We start from the raw sequence: 21,040 nt of genomic DNA, 5'->3' as shown, positions 1-21,040 counted from the left end.
CGTCGGGCCGGACCATCAAGACTCGGTAAACCGAGAGTAATGAAAGCTTTGCACAGCGTTGTCGCCGGAGGGAAGCGGAAAACCCCGTGGTTCACCCCAATGGGTGGTGGTCGAACCGCCGGGGATCTGCTGGTGGCCGTCGGGGCGCCCGCCGGAGCAGCCGCCGGAGTGCCCGCAGGAGCGCCCGCCGGGAAGGCGCGGGGCAGGGCGAGGTCGGGGCCGGACACGGCGAACGGGCCGCGGCCTCCCCGTGGCTCCGGGGGAGGTCGCGGCCCGTTCGGGCGCCGGGCCCGGGTGCGGGCGTCAGGCGCGGGCGCCCGCCGGGGCCGTCCGCTCGCCGTCGCCCGCGAGTCCGCCCAGCACGAAGTCCTCGTCCACCTGGGTCGCCAGGTCGATGCCGGCCTTGGCGTTGGCCCAACTCTCCGCGTTGCGGCGGTGGAAGAGCACGGCCTGCTCGGTGTAGCGGTGCGCGTCCCGTCGCCCGTGCGTCGCGTCGGCCTCGGCCCGCAGCTGCTCCAGCACGGCCCGGTTGGCCGGCTCCAGGGACTTCAGCGGCGGCTCGGCGCCCTGCTCCAGGCGGCGCACCCAGTCCGACTGCCCGAAGGTGGTGAGCAGGTCGTCGCCGACCTCCCGGCGCAGGAAGGCCAGGTCGTCCGGACTCTGCACCTTGTTGCCGACCACCCGCAGCCGCACCCCGAAGTCGCGGGCGTAGTCCCGGTACTGGCGGTAGACGGAGACGCCCTTGCGGGTCGGCTCGGCCACCAGGAAGGTCAGGTCGAAGCGGGTGAAGAGGCCGGAGGCGAAGGAGTCCGAGCCCGCCGTCATGTCGGTGACCAGGTACTCGTCGGGGCCGTCCAGCAGGTGGTTGAGCAGCAGTTCCACGGCCCCGACCTTGGAGTGGTAGCAGGCCACCCCGAGGTCCTCCTCGGCGAACGCCCCGGTGGCCAGCAGCCGGACCGAGCCCTCGTCCAGCGCGATCGGGCGGGCGCACGCGGCGTACACCGGGTTCTCCTCGACGATCCGCAGCAGTCGCGAACCGCGGCCGGGCGGCGTGGTCTTGATCATCTCGTCGGCCGAGCGGATCAGCGGATTGCTGCCGCGCAGGTACTCCTTGATCTCCGGCAGGTGCGCGCCGAGCGAGGGGAGGTCGGCGGCCTGGGTGTCCGTCAACCCGAGGGCGGGGCCGAGGTGCTGGTTGATGTCGGCGTCCACGGCGATGACCGGACGGCCGGCGGCGGCCAGGTGGCGGATGAACAGTGCGGACAGCGTGGTCTTCCCGCTGCCGCCCTTGCCGACGAAGGCGATCTTCATCTGGGGGACTCCGGCTCTCGCTCAGGGCCCTCGCTCCGGGCCGCCTGCCCAGGGGTCGCGCACGACTGGGCGCCCCTAGTTGGAAATCGTTATCGTCTCCGATAGCGGCCATGCTAGCCGCGGTTTGGGCCTCGCCGGGGGAGGGAAGTGAGGATTGCCTCTAACGGGTGATGCGGGGTTGCTGTTCCGGGAGGGGCGGCTCGTTCATTACTCTCGGGTAGGTGAGCACTGGAACAGATCCCCTCGCCCCGCTGGCCCAGCTCCCCGGGGTGCCCGACGCGGTCGCCGAGGTGCGCAAGGCCGTCGACCGGCTCTACGGCCACCGGGTGATGCGCCGCCGCGCGGCCGAGGTCACCTCCGAGTCCGCGCTGCGCGGCGCCCGCGCCTCGGCGGCCCTGGCCGGGGCCGACTGGCCGCTGGAGGAGGTCCGCCGCCGCACCGACTTCAGCGCCGACGCCGAGGCCCGTACGGTCGGCGCGGCGCTGCGGACCGCCGCCGAGGCCGGTCAGCTGCTGAGCATCTGGCGGCACTCGCCGCTCCAGGTGCTGGCCCGGCTGCACCTGCTCGCGGTCGGCGACGACGAGCCGGCCGCCGGGCGCCCGCGCCGGGCGGGAGAGGGCGCCGAGGAGCTGTTCCCGCTGGAGCTGAAGCCGGTGGAGAGCGTCGAGGTCGAGGCCGTGGACGGGCCGCTGCCCGCACTGCCGCCCGCCCCGGGCGCGGAGGAGGTCGCGGCCCGGCTCGACCAGCTCTCCCGGCTGCTGGTGGCGCGCGCGGAGGGGCAGGGCGTGGGCACGCCGGCCCTCGTGGTGGCCTCGGTGGTGCACGGCGAGCTGCTGGCGCTGCGGCCGTTCGGCACCCACAACGGGGTGATCGCGCGGGCCGCCCAGCGGATCGTGCTGATCGCCGAGGGGCTCGACCCGAAGGCGATCTGCCCGGCCGAGGTCGGCCTGGCGGAACTCGGCACCGCCGCCTACCGCCGGGCGCTCGCGGGCTACCTGGCGGGCACCGCCGAGGGGATGGCGGCCTGGATCGCGCACTGCGGCAGGGCGCTGCGGCTCGGCGTGCGGGAGAGCACGGCGGTCTGCGAGGCGATGCAGCGCGGGATGGTCTGAGCGCGGGTCCGGGCCACGGGTCCGGGCCGCGGTGCCGGTCCGGGCTCGGGCGTGCGGAAGGCCCCGCGAAGGGGTCCGTGGGCAAAGGGATGCGGCGGCACCTGATCCTGCCGGGTGCCGCCGCTGGTGCAGATATCCGGGTGACCATGCATGCACCGGAAGTGCCGATCAGACGGGGATCCTGCCCGTTCGTCTGGTCCGGCGGCCCGACAGCGGGTCGGCTGCATGTGGGTGCTCGGATACCTGTACGTGCGGTCCGTGGGGCCTGAACTGCGTTGTCGGTTTGACCTCTTCGGTCCTGACCGGGTCTCGCGGGCCGTGCTTCCTTTGTATCGCGTTTCGGGCGAAAGGGGAACCCGAAATGGGAAGTCCGTACTGATTGCCCGGTTTGCCCACCCCTGGGGGCGGCCGCCGGGCCTCAGGCGAGGGGGCGCCGCCGCCGGGCCAGGTACCAGATCACCCCGGCGGTCAGGGCCGCCGTCCCGATCGCCACCGCGGTCAGCACCGAGCCGCTGGGCGCGGAGAATTCGGGCAGTCGTCGCCGCAGTTCCACCGGCTTGTCGAAGACCAGCACCGGCCACTCCCGGGCCTGCGCCTCCTTCCGCAGCGCGCGGTCGGGGTTGACGGCCGACGGGTGGCCGACGGCCTCCAGCAGCGGCAGGTCCGTGGAGGAGTCGCTGTAGGCGTAGGACGCGGCCAGGTCGTATCCCTCGGTCGCGGCCAACTCCCGGATGGCGGCGGCCTTGTTCTCGGCGTAGGCGTAGTACTCGATCTCGCCGGTGTAGCAGCCGTCCTCGACCTTGAGCCGGGTGGCGATCACGTGGTCGGCGCCGAGCAGTGCCCCGATCGGCTCGACCACCTCGGAGCCGGAGCTGCTGACGATCACCACGTCCCGGCCGGCCGCGTGGTGCTGCTCGATCAGCGAGGCGGCCTCGTCGTAGATGATCGGGTCGATCAGGTTGTGCAGGGTCTCGGCGACGATCTCGCGGACCTGCTGGACGTTCCAGCCCCGGGTGAGCGCGGAGAGGTACTCCCGCATCTTCTCCATCTGGTCGTGGTCCGCCCCGCCGACCAGGAAGACGAACTGGGCGTACGCGCTGCGCAGTACGGCCCGACGATTGATCAGGCCGCCCTGGTAGAAGGGGCGGCTGAAGGCCAACGCGCTCGATTTGGCGATGATGGTCTTGTCGAGGTCGAAGAAGGCCGCCGTGCGCGGCCCGCCCGGCCGGGGGCGGGCGGGTGAGCGGAGCTCTTCGGGCCCGCTGGTGTCGCCCGTGGTGTCGCCCGGGGACTCGTCGGCGTGGTCGTCGGCGTTCTCGGTGGTGTCCACGGGAACCGAGGATAGAGGGAGCCGCAAAACACCCCGCCATTCGGCGTACTCGTGGGCGTGCGGGTTTGTGTTTCTGGCCGCTCGGGTACACCATGGAAGTCACGGATCGTTCGCGACCGTGCTAACCCGGTCCGGCTCCTCCCCCCCGAGTCGGGCTGTGGATAGACGACCCCCGCTCTCCCCCCCGGCGGGGGTCGTCGCACGTCCGGGGCCATTTTCAGGGCTTGAAGGCCCTTCGCGGCGCATCCGCCGCACGCCGCGCCGACGGCCTGCAGGGAGTGTCGGCACTCCGACCCGTCGACCATCTTTCGTCACTCTGTGTTGCCATTTGCTCATGGCTGACCAGGGGTGAACGGCTGGTTCCGATCGGTGGAGCGGGGCCGCTCCGAGAGGGTGCAGGGAAGGCGCTCCGGAGACCTTCCGGAGATCGTCCGATCACGCTGCGGTGGACCGCCGGTTCATCTCCGTGACCCCCTTTCGTCAATTCTTTGCCGATTAACACCCCCGCCCGGGTGAACGTATTCATCCACAGCCGCGAGTTATCCACAGGCAATCGGAACGTGGATGACGGAATCCGGATCTCCCCCCACCGTGATGTTCGGCGGCGGTCGCCGGGCAGGGCCTCATCCCCTTTCCTCTCTCGGAGGTCTGCCGGGCGGCCGTCCGCCGCAACCGTCCGACGTGCGCCCCGGCCACCCCAGGTGGCCGCCGGCGCGGAGGGGAGACCACCATGTCGACGCCGATCGCCGACCACGTCACCGCTGAGGGCCCCGGAGCCCTCGGGCCGCTCGTCGTCACCGGGGACGAGGGCCTGGCCGAGCACCTGCTGCGGCTCTGCGCGGCCGCGGGCACCGAACCGAGGCTGGTCCGGGGCGCGCCGCCGACGCGGGAGCTCTGGGACGGGGCCTCGCTGGTCCTGGTCGGGGACGACCAGGCCGATCGCTGCTCCGGACTGGGCCGGCGCGGCGGGGTGCTGCTGCTCGGGCTGGACCTGGACGACCCCGGTGTGTGGGTCAGAGCCGTCCAACTCGGCGCCGAGCACGTGCTGTTCCTGCCCGATGCCGAGGCCTGGCTGCTCGACCGGATCGCCGACGCGGCCGAGGGCGGCGGCGCCCCGGCGGTCACCGTCGCGGTGCTCGGCGGCCGGGGCGGCGCCGGGGCCTCGACGCTGGCCTGCGCCCTGGCGGTCACGGCCGCGCGGGCGGGCCGGCGGACCATACTCGTCGACGGTGATCCGCTGGGCGGCGGGCTCGACATCCTGCTCGGCGGGGAGATGGCCCGCGGGCTGCGCTGGCCCGACCTGGCCGCCTCGCGCGGCCGGGTCAGCGGGGCCGAGCTGACCCGGGCGCTGCCGGCGCTCAGACGCCTCCCCGCGCTGTCCTGCCTGTCCTGGGACCGCGGAGACACCCTGACGGTGCCGCCGGAGGCCATGCGCAGCGTGCTGGCCGCCTCCCGGCGCCGCGGCGGGCTGGTGGTGGTCGACGTGCCCCGCCACCTGGACGCGGCAGCCGGGCAGGCCATGGAGCAGTCCGACCTGGCGCTGCTGGTGGTGCCGGCCGAGCTGCGGGCGGTGGCCGCCGCCGACCGGGTCGCGGCGGCGGCCCGGATGCGGCTCGCGGACGTCCGGGCCGTGGTGCGGCCGGTCCGGGCCGGCGGGCTCCCGGCCCACCGGATCGCGCGCGGCCTGCGGCTGCCGCTGGCCGGGGAGTTGGAGCCGGAGCCGGGCCTGTCCCAGGACGTCGAGAAGGGCGTCCCGCCCGGGGTCCGGGAGAGCGGCCCGCTCGCGCGCTTCTGCGCGACCTTCCTGAACGAAGTGCTGCCGCCGGTGTCGGCGGTCGGAGGAGGAGTGTACTGATGGTCCGTCTGCGGAGAACAGCCCTTCGAGGTGAAGTACCCGGCCCTGGCACCGGTGTGCGGGAGCACCGGCCGCTCAGGAGCGTGCCGCCGCCCGGCGGGCCGCCGGAGGCCGAGCACGGGCCCTGCCCGTACGGGCGGACGGCCCGCGAGCAGCGGGCGGCGGCGCTGGTGGACGCGGTGCGGCTGCGGCTGGCCGAGTCCGGGGCCGCCCCGACGGCGGGCTCGGTCGCGGCCGCCCTGCGGGCCACCCGGCCGCCGCTCGGCGGGGACGAGGTCCTCGACACCGTGCGCTCGGTGCGCGCCGAACTGGTGGGTGCGGGCCCGCTGGACCGGCTGCTGGCGGCGCCCGACGTCACGGACGTCCTGGTGAACGGACCGGAGGAGGTGTGGGTCGACCGTGGCGGCGGCCTGCACCGGGCCACCGGGGTCCGCTTCGCCGACGCCGAGGCGGTGCGGCGGCTGGCCCACCGGTTGGCCACCGCGGCCGGGCGGCGGTTGGACGACGCCCGCCCCTGGGTGGACGCCCGGCTGCCGGACGGGACCAGGCTGCACGCCGTCCTGCCCCCGATCGCGGCCGGGTGCACGCACATCTCGCTGCGGGTCTGCCGGCCCCGGCCGTTCACGCTCGACGAACTGGCCGCCGGCGGGGCGCTGCCGCCGGAGGGCGCCGGCCTGCTGGCCGGCATCGTGCGGGCGCGGCTGTCGCTGCTGGTGTCCGGGGGGACGGGCTCGGGCAAGACCACGCTACTCGCAGCGTTGCTCGGGCTGGTCGAGCCGGACGAGCGGATCGTGGTGGCCGAGGACTCCGCCGAACTGCGACCGGCGCATCCGCACGTGGTGCGGCTGCAGAGTCGCCCGCCCAACCAGGAGGGACTGGGCGAGTTCACCCTCCGGGACCTCGTCCGCCAGGCGCTGCGGATGCGCCCGGACCGGCTGGTGATCGGCGAGGTGCGCGGGGCCGAGGTGTCGGACCTGCTGGCCGCGCTGAACACCGGGCACGAGGGCGGATGCGGGACGGTCCACGCCAACACGGCGGCGGACGTGCCGGTCCGGCTGGAGGCCCTGGGCTCGCTCGCCGGGCTCGACCGGCCCGCGCTGCACAGCCAACTGCGGGCCGCGCTCGACGTGGTGGTGCACCTGGTGCGGGACCCGGGGTCGGGGCGGCGCCGGGTGGCGGAGATCCACACGCTGGCCGGGGACCGTGCCGGGCTGGCCGTGACCACTCCGGCGGTGGCCTTCCCGGCGGCGGGCGGTCTGGTCCCCGGGGTGGGCTGGCAGCGGCTGGTCGGGCTGTTGGCGGCGCGCGGGGTGACGCTCGGGGCCGGGCTCGGGGCGGAGTTCGGGCCCGGTCCCGGGGGCTCGTCGTGACGGGGCCGGCCGCGGTGACCGGGACGGCGGCGACGACGGCGGTCATGGCGGCGACCGCGGTGACGGCGGCCGGGTCGGCGGACCCGGCGCTGCGGGCGGTGGAACTCGCCTTCGTCCTGCTGCTCGGCGGGTGCGCCGCGGGGGCCCTGGCGCTACTCGGGGCCTGGAGCAGGAAGGGCGGCGGAGCGGGAACGGCCGGCGACGGCCGACGACGGAGGTGGTTGGTATGACGCGGGATCAGTTCACGCTCTGCTGGGCGACGGCGCTCTGTCTGGCGGCCGTTTCCGGGTGGCGCGTGCTCCAGGAGCAACTGCCGGGCGGGCGGCGTTCCAGACTGGTGCTCGCGGGCAGCGGGCCTCCCACCCGGGATCCGGGCCGCCCGGTGGCGGCGGAGTGGGTCCGGGCCCGACTGCCGCAGGCGCCGGCGCCGGAACTGCTGGCCCTGCCGGTGGGATTGGCCGCCGGGCAGGCCACCGCGTCACCGGTGCCCGCGCTCGCGGCCGCGCTGGCCGTCCTGCCGCTGCGCAGATGGCGGTTGCGGCGCCGGTCGGCGGCGGAGTCCGGGCGGCGGGCCGCCGCCGTGGTGGAGCTCTGCGCCGCACTGGCCGGGGAGTTGCGCGGCGGGGCGACGCCCGAGCAGGCGCTGCACCTGGTCACGGCGCGGCTGGCCGCCGATCCGGACGGGCTGCGCGGGCTCGGCGAGGAGCCGGTGGCGCGGCTCGCGGCGGGCCGCTACGGCGGGGACGTGCCCGCGGCGTTCCACCTGCTGGCCGAACTGCCGGGCGGGAGCGGGGCGGCGGCCATCGCGGCCTGCTGGCGGGTCGCCGCCGACAGCGGGGCGGGCCTGGCCGCCGCGCTGGACCGGGTCGCGGAGGCGCTGCGCGGCGAGCGGGCGCTGGCGGAGGAGATCGCCGGGGAACTGGCCGGGCCGCGGGCGACGATCGCCGTCCTGGCCGCGCTGCCGGGCGCCGGGCTGCTCCTCGGTGCGGCGCTCGGGGCCCGTCCGCTGGCCGTCCTGCTGCACACGCCGGCCGGCCTGGGCTGCCTGGCCGCCGGGGCGGCCCTGGAGGGGCTGGGTGCGCTCTGGACGGCGCGCATCGTCCGCTCGGCGGCCCGGGGCGCGCTGGACGCCCCGCGGAGGCCCGGTGAGCGCCCTCGGGCGCCCGGCGGGCCGCCCGTCCTCCTCGCGGGCGAACGCCGCTGCGGGCTGTCGCGGGTGCGGGTGGCCCGGGCGCGGGTGCTCGGAGCGGGAACGGGGGCCGGCTGATGCGGGGCGTCGAGTGGGCGGTGGCCGGGCTCCCGGTCGTGGCGACCGCCGTGGCGCGCGGGCGGGCGCTGGTACGTGGCCGGGTGAGGCGGCGGCAGGCGTTCGTCGGAGCCCGTGAGCAGACGGGGGCGCGGCAGCGCACCGGGGCGACGAACCCGGGCGTCGAGCGTCGGTTGCGGATGGCTTCGGCTGTCGCTGCCGGGCTCACCGTGGCACTGCTGGTCGGCGGCGGCACCGGGCTGGTCGCCGGGGCGCTGGCGGCGGTGGGCGTCCACCGGTGGTCGGCCAGGGCGCGCTCGGCGGCCGACCGGCGGGCGGCCCTGGAGGAGGAGCTGATGACCAGGCAGCTCCCGCTGGGTGCCGAACTGTTGGCGGCCTGCCTCGGAGCGGCCGCGCTGCCCTCCGAGGCCGTGTCGGCCGTCGGTCGGAGCGTCGACGCGCCGATGGGCCCCCGGCTGGTGGCGATCGGGGCCGAACTGGCCCTCGGCGCACCGCCGGAGCTGTGCTGGAGCCGACTGGGCGAGCGGCACCCGTCACTGGCACCGCTGGCGCGCTGCCTGGTGCGGACGAGCCTCGGCGGCACCCCCGCGGCCGGGCCGCTGATCGGACTGGCCCAGGGGCAGCGGACGGCAGCCGCCCGCGCCGCCCACACCAGGGTCCGCCGGGCCGCGGTGCTCGCCACCGCGCCGCTCGGGCTCTGCTTCCTCCCGGCCTTCGTGCTGATCGGGGTGGTGCCGGTGGTCATCGGCCTCACCAGCCGCTTCGCACAGGCGATGTGACCGCACGTCGATTGTTCGTCCATCGAGAGACAGGAGAGATCCATGACGACAGTGATCGCGATCGGGCCCGGTAACGGGCGCCCGCTCCGGAGGTTGCTCGGCGCGTGGCGGCGGCGGAGCCGCTGGGCGGCCTGCCGGGTGCGCGGGGTGACCCGCCACCGGGCCCGGTCGGACGCCGGGATGACCACGGCCGAGTACGCGGTCGGGACCTTGGGGGCGTGCGCCCTCGCGGCCGGGCTCTACAAGGTGGTGACCAGCGAGGCCATCATGGGCGCGCTGACCGACACGCTCCAACGGGCGCTCCATGCGACGTAGGGCCGGTCTTCGGGCCCCCGCCCGGGGCGCCGATGCCGGGAGTCCGAAGACGGGCCCCGGCCCGTGCCGGACGGGCTCGGGCCGGGCCGGGCGCACCGGCGGTCGGCCGTGGTCGCTGCGGCCGGGCCGGCGCGGCGACGCCGGCTTCGTCACGGCGGAGACGGCGGTGGCCCTGCCGGCGCTCGTCCTGCTCGCGGCGATGCTGATCTGGGGCGTGCTCGCGGCGGCGGCGCAGATCCGCTGTGTGGACGCCGCCCGGGTCGGTGCCAGGGCAGCCGCGCGAGGGGAGGCGGACGCCGTCGAACTCGCCCGCGCGGCGGCCCCGGCTGGCGCGCAGGTCCGGCTGGCGCTGGCGGCCGACACGGTGCGGGTGGACGTGGACGCGCCGTGCGCGGCACCGGGCAGGATCGGCGGACTCCTCACGGTGCGGGTCGGCGCCGAGGCCGTGGCCGCGCGGGAGGACGTGCCGGTCGCAGTCGCGGGTGGAGGCGGTGGCCCATGGCCGTCCTGACCGGGCCGCGGCAACTGCGGCAACTGCGGGTACTTCGGGTGCTGTGGGCACTGCCGGAGCGGGTGGCGAGGGCCCGTACAGCACGTGTGGCGGCGGTTGCGGGCGGGCGGGGCGCGGACACCGGCTCGGCGACGGTCTGGCTGCTCGCCCTGGCGATGCTGGGCACGGCGGTGTTCGCCGCGACGATCGCGGTCGGCTCGGTGGTCGCCGCCCGGCACCGGGCCGAGTCGGCGGCCGACCTCGCGGCCCTCGCGGCGGCGGACCGGCTGCTGCTGGATCCGGACGGAGGCTGCGCCCGGGCCGTCGGGATCGCCGCCGCGCAGGGCGCCGGCCTGGTGTCCTGCGTGGTGGACGGGTCGGCCGACGCCGTCGAGGTGGTGGCCGAGGTGGAGGTCGGCCGACTCCCGTTGCGGATTCCGGTCGGTCCGGCACGGGCGAGGGCCCGGGCCGGACCGGTACGGGCCCCGGTCACTGCGGCCGAGGACGGTCCGGGTGGTGCCCCGAGCGCTGCGGGGGCGGCCTCATGAGCCGGCCGGTGCTCCATCGGCCGGCGCCTCATCGGCCGCTGCTCCGTCGGCCGGCGCCACGCCGGTCGGGGCCGCACCGCCGGGGCCTGCCTCGACTGCCGCCCCGGGGGCCCCGGGTGCCCCGGCCAGCAGGACGTCCAGGAGCCGGACGGCGGCGGCCTTGTCCAGCGGGTCGTTCCCGTTGCCGCACTTGGGCGACTGGACGCAGGAGGGGCAGCCGCGCTCGCACTCGCAGGAGGCGATCGCCGAGCGGGTGGCCGTCAGCCACTCGACCGCCCGTTGGAAGCCGCGTTCGGCGAAGCCGGCCCCACCCGGGTGGCCGTCGTAGACGAACACGGTCGGCAGCCCGGTGTCCGGGTGCAACGGGACGGAGACGCCGCCGATGTCCCAGCGGTCGCAGGTGGCGAACAGCGGCAGCAGGCCGATCGAGGCGTGCTCGGCGGCGTGGGCGGCGCCGGGCAGCTGGTCGGGCGGGATCTCCGCGTCGAGCAGCTGGTCCTCGGTGACGGTCCACCAGACCGAGCGGGTGCGCAGCGTGCGGGGCGGCAGGTCGAGCTTGGTCTCGCCCATGATCTCCCCGGTGGAGATCCGCTTCCGGAGGTAGCCGACCACCTGGTTGACCACCTCCACCGAGCCGAAGCTGAGCCGGCCCTCGCCCCAGTCGATGGTGGTGTCGGTGTCGAGGACGGAGATGGAGGTGATGTCGCGGGCGGCCGTCGTGTAGGGCGGATCGGCCGGTTCGACCAGGGCCACGGAGTTCTCCAGGTCGAAGTCCCGGACCAGGTAGGTGCGGCCCTGGTGCAGGTGGACGGCCCCGGTGTGGACGGTGGTGTGCGCGGCCGCGGCGTCCACCGTGCCGAGCAGCCGACCGGTGTCGGCCTCGACGATCTGGACCGGGCTGCCGCCGCTGCCGCGCAGGTCCACGGCGTCGGCCGCGCGTTCCCGGCGGGTCCAGTACCAGGAGCCGTCGGCGCGCCGACGCAGCAGGCCGCGCCGTTCCAGGACCGGCAGCAGCGGGGCGGTGGAGGGCCCGAACAGCTCCAGGTCGGCGTCGGTGAGCGGGAGTTCGGCGGCGGCCGCGCACAGGTGCGGGGCGAGTACGTGGGGGTTGTCGGGGTCGAGCACGGTGGCCTCGACGGGCGCCGCGAACAGTGCCTCCGGGTGGTGCACCAGATAGGTGTCCAGCGGGTCGTCCCGGGCGATCAGGACGGCCAGCGCGCCCTGGGCCTCGCGGCCCGCCCGGCCCGCCTGCTGCCAGAGCGAGGCCCGGGTGCCCGGGTAGCCGGCCATCAGGACGGCGTCGAGACCGGAGATGTCGACGCCGAGTTCGAGGGCGGAGGTGGAGGCGAGGCCGAGCAGCCGGCCGCTGTGCAGGGCGCGTTCCAGGGCCCGGCGTTCGTCGGCCAGGTAGCCGCCGCGGTAGGCGGCGACCCGGTCGGCGAGCGGTCGGCCGAGCTGGTCCTGGGCCTGGAGGGCGACGAGTTCGGCGGCCCGGCGGGAGCGGACGAAGACCACGGTGCGGGTCTCCCGCTCGACCAGGTCGGTGAGCAGGTGCGCGGCCTCGGCGGTGGCGGTGCGCCGGACGGGCGCGCCGTGCTCGCCGACGTTCTCGGTCAGCGGCGGCTCCCAGAGGCCGAAGACCATCGGCCCGCGCGGCGAGGCGTCGTCGGTGACGGCCACGGAGGGCAGGCCGGTGAGGCGTTCGGCGGTCGCGGCCGGGTCGGCGGTGGTGGCGGAGGCCAGCAGGAAGGTGGGTGAGGAGCCGTACCGGGCGCAGACGCGGCGCAGCCGGCGCAGCACCTGGGCCACGTGCGAGCCGAACACGCCCCGGTAGCTGTGGCACTCGTCGACGACCACGTAGCGCAGCGCTTTGAGGAAGGAGGACCAGCGGGCGTGGCCGGGCAGGATGCCCCGGTGCAGCATGTCCGGGTTGGTGAGCACGTAGGAGGCGTACTGGCGGACCCACTCCCGTTCCTCGGTCGGGGTGTCGCCGTCGTACAGGGCGGCGCGGACCCTCGGCGGGGCGAGTTCGGCTGCCCGGCGGCGCTGGTCGGCGGCGAGCGCCTTGGTCGGCGCCAGGTAGAGCGCGGTCGCGCCGCGGCCGTTGCGGGCCTCGGTGCCGTCCAGGAGGTCGCTGAGGACCGGGGCCAGGTACCCCAGCGACTTGCCCGAGGCGGTGCCTGTGGCGATCACCACAGTCTGACCGCTTTTGGCCAGGTTCATCGCTTCTGCCTGGTGCACCCAGGGGCGCTCCACCCCGACGGCGAGTGCCGAGGCCACGATCTCCGGGCGGATCGATCCGGGCCACGGTGAATAACGCGCAGGTCGGGCGGGAAGGTGCTCCGTATGGGTGAGCCGTTCGGACCGCCCCCGGCCGGTGGTCAGGGTCGTGAGCAGTGCCTCGGGCGGGCTGTGTCGGGGCGGCATGAGGACCCAGTGTGTCACCGGCGTGACGGAGAATCGTCGTAAGCCATCGTGCGGGCATGGTCGCAGGTGGTTGAATGTGGCCGTGACGGCCGTACGGCCGTGGGTCGCAGCGCTGAGGCTTGCCACGCGTTGGCTGGGCGCGCCCGGGCTCGCGACCATGCGGTGGCGGCCGTTCCGGCCGAGGATCGCACATGACGTAGCAAGGCAAGGTGCTGGAGGTTCCGTGGACCTGTCCCTGTCGACCCGTTCAGTCGGCGATCGCACGGTCGTCGAGGTTGGCGGCGAGATCGATGTGTACACCGCCCCGAAGCTGCGGGAGCAGCTGGTCGAGCTCGTCAACGACGGCAAGTACCACCTCGTCGTCGACATGGAAGGCGTCGACTTCCTCGACTCGACCGGCCTGGGTGTGCTGGTGGGCGGTCTGAAGCGAGTGCGTGCCCACGAGGGCTCGCTGCGCCTGGTCTGCAACCAGGAGCGCATCCTGAAGATCTTCCGCATCACCGGCCTGACCAAGGTCTTCCCGATCCACACCTCGGTGGACGACGCGGTCAACGCGACCGACTGACGCGGCCGGGCCGGCCCTCGTGGTCGGCCCGTCCCGTTTCCTCGCGTCCGGGGTGCCTGGGCCCGCGCGGCCCGGGGCGTCCCCGGCCGCTTCTGGGCCGGTTCCGCCGGCCCGTCGGGGCCGGTTTCCGGCCCTGGTCGGAGTACCCCGAGGGGGAGAGATGGCAACCGTCGAACTTCGATTCAGCGCGCTTCCCGAGCACGTGCGGACGGCCCGGCTGGTCGCGGCGGCCGTCGCCAGACGTGCCGGTGTCGACGAGTCGGTGCTCGACGAGGTACGGCTCGCGGTCGGCGAGGCGTGCTCCCGTGCGGTCGGGCTGCACCAGCGTGGTGGCATCGGTGGCACGGTCCGGGTCGCGTTGACCGACCAGGAGAAGCGTTTCCTCATCGAGGTCGAGGACGAGGCCGGCCCCGCCGCCGTCCCGGCCTCCGGCAGCGCCGAGGGCGGCGAGCCGGACGAGGACACCCTGGGCCTCGCCGTGATCAGTGGCCTGGTCGAGGACCTGGAGGTCACCAACGGCACGGACGGTGGCCTGATCCGGATGAGCTGGCCGGTTTCGGTCGCTTCCGTCGCGGTCTGAGGCACGGCACCCTTCTCCGGTTTTCGGCCTTTCGGCCTTCCGGCTACGGTCCGGCGGCCCCTGGTTGGGTCTCCCACCCACAGGCCTCTCGCGCGTTGACAGGTCGTCGAGTGCTGCGGTTCGTCGAGCATGACGGTCCGCTGCTTCCGGCACGACCGGCTCCGATCGCTGATCGGACCTCGTCGCGGAAGAGCAGCCGGGCGCGTTCGTCCTCCGGACGGACGGCGACAGCCTCGCGCTGCGTACGGTCCGACGCCGGTCCCGTACGACGGCGAGTGCCGGCCGGCGAGCCCCTGCGACAGCCTCGGCACGCCGGACGGGGACGCCCGGGTGCCGCGCACCTTCCGACGGGGCGATCCGATCCGGGGCGAGCGGGCCCGGGCGAGCGGGCCTGGGCGGTGCCCGGCGCCGGGGCCCGAAGTCGGTGGCGGGAACCGGGAACCGGGGTGCTGGCACCGGCCGTGTAGGTTCGACGACCGAAGACGACCGAACCGAAAGGCTCCTCCCGGTGAACAAGCGACTGCTGGCCGTACCCGCCCTCGGTGTGCTGCTGGCGTTCGGCGCCGTCGGCTGCGGCGGCGACGACAACAGCAAGCAGCTGGAGTCCTGGGCGTCGACCGTCTGCGGCGCCGCCAAGGACCCGATCGCCCAGGCCCAGACCGCGCTCGCCGACACCGGCCAGGTGAAGACCGGTGAGACCCCGGCCGACCTGCAGAAGCGGCTCTCCACGGACATCGGGCGACTGGCCAAGACCAACCAGGACATCGCGGCCGCCATCGACTCGGCCGGTGCGCCCAAGGTGCAGGACGGCGCGACCCTGCAGAAGGACACCGTCGACGAGCTGAAGAAGGCGTCCGACGGCTACCAGGAGGTCCAGAAGAAGTTGGACGCGCTGCCCAACAACGACCAGGCGAAGTTCGCCGACGGGCTGCGCAGCGTCGCCGACCAGGTGCAGCAGCTGGCCTCGTTGTCCACCCAGGCGCAGAGCAAGCTGCAGCGCGGCGAGCTCGGTGCCGCGATGGCCAAGCAGGAGGGCTGCAAGCCGTCGCCGACCACTGCCCCGAGCGGCGGCACCGGCACCGGTGGCACCCCGGCGCCCGGCGGCGGGGGCACCACCCCGGCCCCCGGCGCGACCGATACCCCGAGCGCCCCTGCCACCACCCCCGCGCCGGGCGCGACCGACACGGCCGCCCCCGCCGCCGGAGCGACCACCCCGGCTGCCCCGCCCGCCACCACCCCGGCCCCGTCCGCGAGCTGACCCGAGCGGGAGGCGAGGGATCCCGCCCTCGACCGCAGCCGGTGCCGCTCGCAGGAGCGGCACCGGCTGCGGTGCGTCCTGCGCCGCCTGTCCTGCGCTGTGTCCCGGGCCGTCCCACGACAGCCCACGACAGCCCACGACAGCCCACGAAGATCCACGAAGACCCACGAGGGCCCGGAAGCCCCGGAAGCCCGGAGCCCCCGGCGCACGGGGCGTGCGCGGGGCGCGCGGAGCACCGGGGGCTCCCGACGGGTCGGGTCGGCGCGCTGCGGGGCGGTCGGTCCCGGGGCAGGCGGCGGGGGAGTGCCGGGGGACAATGGCGGGGTGATCAGTAGCCCCGTTCTCGACCCGACCCGCCTCGCCAAGCTGCGCGAGGCGCTGCTCGCCGCCTCGTTCACCGCCGACGGGTGCCTGGACCTGCTCGGGCCCACCGGCTATTCGGCGCTGGCCCGCAGCGAGGCGGTTCCGGCGCTGCGTGCGACGCGCGGTGGCAGCCCGCTGGAGACGCTGGTGCGGCTGTTCCTGCTGCAGCAGCCCGTGCCGTACCGGGCGGCCGCCGCCGCGCTGCCGGTGGAGGACTGCCTGGCGGACGGCTGGCTGAGGCCCGACGGGGACCTGGTGCGCGCCACGGTCGATGTCCGGCCGTACGCCAACGAGGTTGCCGGGATGCCCGGTTCGGATGCCTGGGTGGTCTCCGACCTGGGCTGCGCGGTGGGTGGCGCGGGCGGCATCGGCTCCGGCGAGACCGCGCACGGGGTGGCCCGCAAGGACCTGGTGCTGGGCGTCGGCGGCGCCTCCACCACGCTGTCGAACATCACCGTGCGCCGTCCCGTCCGGGCCGCGCTGGACCTCGGCGCGGGCTCCGGTGTGCAGGCGCTGCACGCGGCCCGGCATGCCGCCACCGTCACCGCCACCGACCTCAACCCGCGTGCGCTGCGCTTCACCGAGCTGACCCTGGCGCTGTCCGGTTTCGACCACACCGAGGTGCTCGCCGGCAGCCTCTTCGAGCCGGTCGGGGAGCGGAAGTTCGACCTGATCGTCTCCAACCCGCCGTTCGTGATCTCGCCGGCCGGCCGGTTCACCTACCGCGACGGCGGTATGGCCGGTGACGACCTGGGCCGCAGCCTGGTCCGCTCCGCCGCCGACCACCTGGAGCCCGGCGGCTACTGCCAGTTGCTCGCCAACTGGCAGCACGTCGAGGGCGAGGACTGGCACGAGCGGCTGGAGGGCTGGATCGCCGGCACCGGACTGGACGCCTGGGTGGTCCAGCGCGAGGTCCAGGACGTCGCCCAGTACGCCGAGTTGTGGCTGCGCGACGGCGGCGACCACCGCGGCCCCGGCGGGGACTACCAGGCCCGCTACGGCGAGTGGCTGGACGCCTTCGAGGCGGGCCGGGTCGAGGGCATCGGCATGGGGTGGATCACGCTGCGGGCGAGTGGCGCCGAGCGTCCGACCGTCCGGGTCGAGGAGTGGCCGCACCCGGTGGAGCAGCCGCTGGGCCCGCACATCGAGGCCTGGTTCGACCGGCAGGACTTCCTCCGCTCGCACGACGACGCGAGCCTGCTCTCGGCCCGCTACGTGCTGGCCGACGAGGTGGTCCAGGAGCAGGTCGGGGCACCGGGCGCGGAGGACCCGGAGCATGTGATCCTGCGTCACAACCGGGGCATGCGACGGGCCACCAAGGTGGACACGGTGGGCGCGGGCTTCGTCGGCGTCTGCGACGGGACGCTGTCGGCGGGCGAGATCGTGGACGCCATCGCGCAGCTGCTCGGCGAGGACCGGGTGGTCCTGCGTGACCGGGTGCCGGAGTCGCTGCGGCTGCTGACCGAGCAGGGGTTCATCGACCCGGTCCGCTGACGGTCCGCCGGCGCACACCAGCGTCCACCCGCGCCCACCCGCGTTCGCCTGCGCCTGAGCCGACGGCGCCCCGGTTCACCTGCCCGTACCCCCTGGTTCGTCCGGCGGCCTTCGAGCGGCTGCTCCCCGTTGGTCCTCCGCTGTGAGGCTCTGTCCACAGGCTGTGGACAGAGCTGGGGAGCCGGGGGCCAGGGGTGGACACGACGACGGCGACGGTGGGCGGGCTGGTGCTCGCCCTCTTCGGTGGCGTACTGCTGCTCTGGTGCGCCGCCGAAGTGCGCCTTCGCCACCAGGTGCGCCGTCGGGGGGTTCCGGCGGTGGCCACCGTGGTCGCCGAGGACGACGCGCACGGGCAACTGGACAGCGCGCCGTTGCTCTCCTTCTCCGTGCCGCCCTCGGTGGGCGGCTCCGGCGCGTGCCGGATCGCAGGGCTCGTGCAAGCCCGTCCGCGCGGGCATACGCCGCTGCGCCGTCCGGATCGTTTCGCGCCGGGCGCCCCGGTGCGGATCTGCTACGACCCGCAGCGCCCGACCAGGGTGGTGCTGGCCGCCGGGGAGATCGGCCGGGCGGCCGTCGCCGACCTGCTGTGGAGCACCCTGGGGGTGGCCTGTCTGGGGGCGGGCGCCGGACTGCTGGCCGCGGTCGGCGGCTGAGGCTCCCGCCCGTGCACGAGGACGTCCCCGGTGGCGTCCGGTGGCGTCCGGCAGTGCTCGGCGCACCCCTCCACCGGAGTGCCCCGTCCGGAAGTTCCGGTCGGTATGTCTGAACTTCTGACCGGAACCCGACCGCCCGTCGATTTTTCCGTTGACAGATCTTGAAATCCGTCATTCCATCCTCCGGGACCTGCCGAAGGCCCCCCTCCACGGGGCGCGAACCTCCGTCATCGGGTTACCGTTCGAGTGGCGTCGGTGAGCCCGGCAAGTGAAAAAGCGGGATCCTTCCGTTTGACAAGGGTGGCCGGGGTACGGTCACACTCCGCTGGTGGGGTGTCGTGCAGCGGCGGCCCCGGGACGGTGGAGGGGTCGGGCGGAGCGCAGCCCGTGCTGCCGCGCCGACCAGCCACATAAGGACCGGGAGAGAAGAGCGAAGGTGTCCCCGAGCAGCGAGACCGCGCACGGACAGCGACTCGTCATTGTCGAGTCGCCGGCCAAGGCGAAGACGATCAAGGGCTACCTGGGCCCCGGCTACATCGTCGAGGCGAGCGTCGGGCACATCCGCGACCTCCCGAGCACCGCGGCCGAGGTTCCGGACAAGTACACCGGCGAGGTGCGCCGTCTCGGGGTCGACGTCGACCACGACTTCGCACCCATCTACGTGGTCAACGCGGACAAGAAGTCCCAGGTCAGCAAGTTGAAGTCGCTCCTCGCGGAGTCCGACGAGCTCTTCCTGGCCACCGATGAGGACCGCGAGGGCGAGGCCATCGCGTGGCACCTCCAGCAGGTGCTCAAGCCCAAGGTGCCGGTGCACCGGATGGTGTTCCACGAGATCACCAAGTCGGCGATCCAGGAGGCCGTGGCCAACCCGCGCGAGCTCAACCAGCGCCTGGTCGACGCCCAGGAGACCCGCCGCATCCTCGACCGCCTGTACGGCTTCGAGGTCTCGCCGGTGCTGTGGAAGAAGGTCATGCCGAAGCTGTCGGCGGGCCGCGTGCAGTCCGTCGCCACCCGGCTGGTGGTCGAGCGCGAGCGCGAGCGGATCGCCTTCCGCAGCGCCTCGTACTGGGACCTGGTCGGCACCTTCGGCACCGGCCGCACCCCGGCCGACGCCGCCAACCCGGAGACCTTCGGGGCCCGGCTGGCCGCCGTCGACGGAAAGCGGATCGCCAGCGGCCGCGACTTCGGTTCGAACGGGCAGCTGAAGGCCGGCAGCACCAACACCCTGCACCTGGACGAGCAGGCGGCCCGTCAGCTGGCCGCCGCCCTCGCGCAGACCGCGTTCAGCGTCCGCAGCGTCGAGTCCAAGCCCTACCGCCGCTCGCCGTACGCGCCGTTCCGCACCACCACGCTCCAGCAGGAGGCCAGCCGCAAGCTGGGCTTCGGCGCGAAGCGGACCATGCAGGTGGCCCAGAAGCTGTACGAGAACGGCTTCATCACCTATATGCGTACCGACTCCACCACGCTGTCGGACACCGCGATCTCCGCCGCCCGCGCCCAGGTCACCCAGCTGTACGGTGCCGACTACCTGCCGGACGCCCCGCGCACCTACGCCAGCAAGGTCAAGAACGCGCAGGAGGCGCACGAGGCCGTCCGCCCGTCCGGCGACCGCTTCCGCACCCCTGCCGAGACCGGCCTGACCGGCGACGACTTCCGGCTGTACGAGCTGATCTGGATGCGCACCGTCGCCTCCCAGATGAAGGACGCGGTCGGCCAGTCCGTCACCGTCCGGGTCGGCGGCACCTCCGCCGACGGCCGGGACGTCGAGTTCTCCGCCTCCGGCAAGATCATCACCTTCCACGGCTTCCTCAAGGCCTACGTCGAGGGCGCCGACGACCCGAACGCCGAGCTCGACGACCGCGAGCGCCGGCTGCCGCAGGTCACCCAGGGCGACCCGCTGGCCGCCGAGCAGATCACCCCGGAGGGCCACGCCACCAAGCCGCCGGCCCGCTACACCGAGGCCTCGCTGGTCAAGGAGCTGGAGGACCGGGAGATCGGCCGCCCCTCCACCTACGCGTCGATCATCGACACGATCATCCAGCGCCGGTACGTCTTCAAGAAGGGGACGGCGCTCGTCCCGTCCTTCCTCTCCTTCGCCGTGGTCAACCTGCTGGAGAAGCACTTCGGCCGGCTGGTCGACTACGACTTCACCGCCAGGATGGAGGACGACCTCGACCGGATCGCCGCCGGCGAGGCGAAGTCCGTGCCGTGGCTGAAGCGCTTCTACTTCGGTGAGGGCGAGGGCCACGCCGTGGGCGGCGCCGCCGAGGCCGGCAACGGCGACGGCGACCACCTGGGCGGCCTGAAGGAACTGGTCACCGACCTCGGCGCGATCGACGCCCGGGAGATCAGCTCGTTCCGGATCAGCGACGACATCACCCTGCGGGTCGGCCGCTACGGTCCGTACGTCGAGCGCGCCTCCACCGTCGAGGGCGAGCCCGGCCAGCGCGCCGACATCCCGGACGAGCTGCCGCCGGACGAGCTCACCGTCGAGCTGGCCGAGGAGCTGCTGGCCAAGCCCAGCGGCGACTTCGAGCTCGGCCCGGACCCGGTCAACGGCAACATGCTGGTCGCCAAGGACGGCCGCTACGGCCCGTACGTGACCGAGATCCTGCCCGAGGGCACGCCGAAGACCGGCAAGAACGCGGTCAAGCCGCGGACCGCCTCGCTGTTCAAGACGATGGCGCTGGACACCGTCACCCTGGAGGACGCGCTGCGGCTGCTCTCGCTGCCGCGCGTGGTCGGCACCGACGCCGAGGGCGCGGAGATCACCGCGCAGAACGGCCGCTACGGCCCGTACCTCAAGCGCGGCACCGACTCGCGCTCGCTCACCAGCGAGGACCAGCTCTTCACCATCACCCTCGACGAGGCGCTGGCGATCTACGCCCAGCCCAAGCAGCGCGGCCGGGCCGCCGCCGCCCCGCCGCTCAAGGAGCTGGGCAACGACCCGGTCAGCGAGCGCCCGGTGGTGGTCAAGGACGGCCGCTTCGGCCCGTACGTGACCGACGGCGAGACCAACGCGACGCTCCGCAAGGACGACGACGTCGAGACCATCACGCCGGAGCGCGGCTACGAGCTGCTCGCCGAGAAGCGGGCGCGCGGTCCGGTGAAGAAGGTGGCGAAGAAGGCCCCGGCGAAGAAGACGGCGGCCAAGAAGACGACCGCCGCCAAGACCACGGCGACCAAGACGGCGACGGCCAAGAAGACCGCGGCGAAGAAGACCGCCACCAAGACGGCGACGGCGAAGAAGACGGCGGCGAAGAAGACCGCCGCGAGCACGGCCACCGACGAGGGCTGACCCTCCGGCAGCGGCAGCGGGCCCG

Annotated in this window: 18 protein-coding genes; 15 read left to right on the top strand and 3 right to left on the bottom strand. The window is 74.5% G+C overall.

Annotated features, from left to right (window positions below; all coding sequences use genetic code 11):
• Positions 1 to 303: 303 nt before the first annotated feature.
• Positions 304 to 1,311, bottom strand: coding sequence for an ATP-binding protein (locus ACFQ6N_RS02015; RefSeq protein WP_380646238.1), 1,008 nt, complete (start codon positions 1,309 to 1,311; stop codon positions 304 to 306).
• Between the two features lie 221 nt (positions 1,312 to 1,532).
• Between ACFQ6N_RS02015 and ACFQ6N_RS02010 the strand changes: the two genes are divergently transcribed.
• Entirely contained in the window at positions 1,533 to 2,423 is an 891-nt protein-coding gene (locus tag ACFQ6N_RS02010) for an oxidoreductase (protein ID WP_380646237.1), read from the top strand.
• Positions 2,424 to 2,841: 418 nt separating this feature from the next.
• Here ACFQ6N_RS02010 and ACFQ6N_RS02005 read toward each other — a convergent pair whose 3' ends face one another.
• A complete protein-coding gene (locus ACFQ6N_RS02005; protein ID WP_380646236.1) occupies positions 2,842 to 3,753 on the bottom strand; it encodes an HAD family hydrolase in 912 nt (303 codons plus the stop codon).
• A 730-nt stretch (positions 3,754 to 4,483) separates the two neighbouring features.
• Here ACFQ6N_RS02005 and ssd point away from each other — a divergent pair.
• The 8 genes from ssd (at position 4,484) to ACFQ6N_RS01965 (ending at position 10,377) form a co-directional block, all read left to right on the top strand.
• A complete protein-coding gene (ssd, locus tag ACFQ6N_RS02000; protein WP_380646235.1) occupies positions 4,484 to 5,608 on the top strand; it encodes a septum site-determining protein Ssd in 1,125 nt (374 codons plus the stop codon).
• 83 nt (positions 5,609 to 5,691) lie between these two features.
• The gene (locus ACFQ6N_RS01995) at positions 5,692 to 6,978 is read left to right on the top strand and encodes a TadA family conjugal transfer-associated ATPase (RefSeq protein ID WP_380646234.1); all 1,287 of its coding nucleotides are present in this window, start codon (positions 5,692 to 5,694) and stop codon (positions 6,976 to 6,978) included.
• Positions 6,975 to 7,208, top strand: coding sequence for a hypothetical protein (locus ACFQ6N_RS01990; RefSeq protein ID WP_380646233.1), 234 nt, complete (start codon positions 6,975 to 6,977; stop codon positions 7,206 to 7,208). Before ACFQ6N_RS01995 ends, ACFQ6N_RS01990 begins: the two co-directional genes overlap by 4 nt.
• A complete protein-coding gene (locus ACFQ6N_RS01985) occupies positions 7,205 to 8,245 on the top strand; it encodes a type II secretion system F family protein (RefSeq protein ID WP_380646232.1) in 1,041 nt (346 codons plus the stop codon). Before ACFQ6N_RS01990 ends, ACFQ6N_RS01985 begins: the two co-directional genes overlap by 4 nt.
• Before the next feature lie 179 nt (positions 8,246 to 8,424).
• Complete coding sequence (locus ACFQ6N_RS01980) at positions 8,425 to 9,024, top strand: type II secretion system F family protein (protein ID WP_380646231.1); 600 nt, start codon at positions 8,425 to 8,427, stop codon at positions 9,022 to 9,024.
• Positions 9,025 to 9,066: 42 nt separating this feature from the next.
• Positions 9,067 to 9,339, top strand: coding sequence for a DUF4244 domain-containing protein (locus ACFQ6N_RS01975; RefSeq protein ID WP_380646229.1), 273 nt, complete (start codon positions 9,067 to 9,069; stop codon positions 9,337 to 9,339).
• Between the two features lie 166 nt (positions 9,340 to 9,505).
• On the top strand, positions 9,506 to 9,850 hold the full coding sequence (locus ACFQ6N_RS01970) for a TadE family type IV pilus minor pilin (protein ID WP_380646228.1): 345 nt from the start codon (positions 9,506 to 9,508) through the stop codon (positions 9,848 to 9,850).
• Positions 9,838 to 10,377, top strand: coding sequence for an Rv3654c family TadE-like protein (locus ACFQ6N_RS01965; RefSeq protein WP_380646226.1), 540 nt, complete (start codon positions 9,838 to 9,840; stop codon positions 10,375 to 10,377). Before ACFQ6N_RS01970 ends, ACFQ6N_RS01965 begins: the two co-directional genes overlap by 13 nt.
• Here ACFQ6N_RS01965 and ACFQ6N_RS01960 read toward each other — a convergent pair.
• Positions 10,372 to 12,804: a DEAD/DEAH box helicase gene (locus ACFQ6N_RS01960; RefSeq protein ID WP_380646225.1), complete on the bottom strand. Its 2,433-nt coding sequence runs from the start codon at positions 12,802 to 12,804 to the stop codon at positions 10,372 to 10,374. The genes ACFQ6N_RS01965 and ACFQ6N_RS01960 overlap by 6 nt on opposite strands.
• A 223-nt stretch (positions 12,805 to 13,027) precedes the next feature.
• Between ACFQ6N_RS01960 and bldG the strand changes: the two genes are divergently transcribed.
• The 6 genes from bldG (at position 13,028) to topA (ending at position 21,015) form a co-directional block, all read left to right on the top strand.
• A complete protein-coding gene (bldG, locus tag ACFQ6N_RS01955; protein ID WP_049659132.1) occupies positions 13,028 to 13,369 on the top strand; it encodes an anti-sigma factor antagonist BldG in 342 nt (113 codons plus the stop codon).
• A 160-nt stretch (positions 13,370 to 13,529) separates the two neighbouring features.
• Entirely contained in the window at positions 13,530 to 13,949 is a 420-nt protein-coding gene (locus ACFQ6N_RS01950) for an ATP-binding protein (protein WP_380646224.1), read from the top strand.
• A 508-nt stretch (positions 13,950 to 14,457) separates the two neighbouring features.
• A complete protein-coding gene (locus ACFQ6N_RS01945; protein ID WP_380646222.1) occupies positions 14,458 to 15,207 on the top strand; it encodes a small secreted protein in 750 nt (249 codons plus the stop codon).
• 324 nt (positions 15,208 to 15,531) lie between these two features.
• The gene (locus ACFQ6N_RS01940; RefSeq protein ID WP_380646220.1) at positions 15,532 to 17,064 is read left to right on the top strand and encodes a methyltransferase; all 1,533 of its coding nucleotides are present in this window, start codon (positions 15,532 to 15,534) and stop codon (positions 17,062 to 17,064) included.
• A 194-nt stretch (positions 17,065 to 17,258) separates the two neighbouring features.
• On the top strand, positions 17,259 to 17,717 hold the full coding sequence (locus ACFQ6N_RS01935) for a DUF3592 domain-containing protein (protein WP_380646219.1): 459 nt from the start codon (positions 17,259 to 17,261) through the stop codon (positions 17,715 to 17,717).
• Positions 17,718 to 18,153: 436 nt separating this feature from the next.
• Positions 18,154 to 21,015 carry a type I DNA topoisomerase gene (topA, locus tag ACFQ6N_RS01930; protein ID WP_380646218.1) on the top strand — a complete coding sequence of 954 codons (2,862 nt, stop codon included), beginning with the start codon at positions 18,154 to 18,156 and terminating at the stop codon, positions 21,013 to 21,015.
• Positions 21,016 to 21,040: the final 25 nt, after the last annotated feature.

Origin of the sequence: Kitasatospora sp. NPDC056446, assembly GCF_042796115.1 — a bacterium.
Taxonomy (GTDB): domain Bacteria; phylum Actinomycetota; class Actinomycetes; order Streptomycetales; family Streptomycetaceae; genus Kitasatospora.
This window is presented reverse-complemented; position numbering and strand designations above follow the sequence as displayed.

Coding starts and splice junctions, on each gene's coding strand:
- ACFQ6N_RS02015 (WP_380646238.1), bottom strand. CDS start 1,311: ATGAAGATCGCCTTCGTCGGCAAGGGCGGCAGCGGGAAGACCACGCTG.
- ssd (WP_380646235.1), top strand. CDS start 4,484: ATGTCGACGCCGATCGCCGACCACGTCACCGCTGAGGGCCCCGGAGCC.
- ACFQ6N_RS01985 (WP_380646232.1), top strand. CDS start 7,205: ATGACGCGGGATCAGTTCACGCTCTGCTGGGCGACGGCGCTCTGTCTG.
- ACFQ6N_RS01980 (WP_380646231.1), top strand. CDS start 8,425: ATGGCTTCGGCTGTCGCTGCCGGGCTCACCGTGGCACTGCTGGTCGGC.
- ACFQ6N_RS01975 (WP_380646229.1), top strand. CDS start 9,067: ATGACGACAGTGATCGCGATCGGGCCCGGTAACGGGCGCCCGCTCCGG.
- ACFQ6N_RS01965 (WP_380646226.1), top strand. CDS start 9,838: ATGGCCGTCCTGACCGGGCCGCGGCAACTGCGGCAACTGCGGGTACTT.
- ACFQ6N_RS01960 (WP_380646225.1), bottom strand. CDS start 12,804: ATGCCGCCCCGACACAGCCCGCCCGAGGCACTGCTCACGACCCTGACC.
- ACFQ6N_RS01950 (WP_380646224.1), top strand. CDS start 13,530: ATGGCAACCGTCGAACTTCGATTCAGCGCGCTTCCCGAGCACGTGCGG.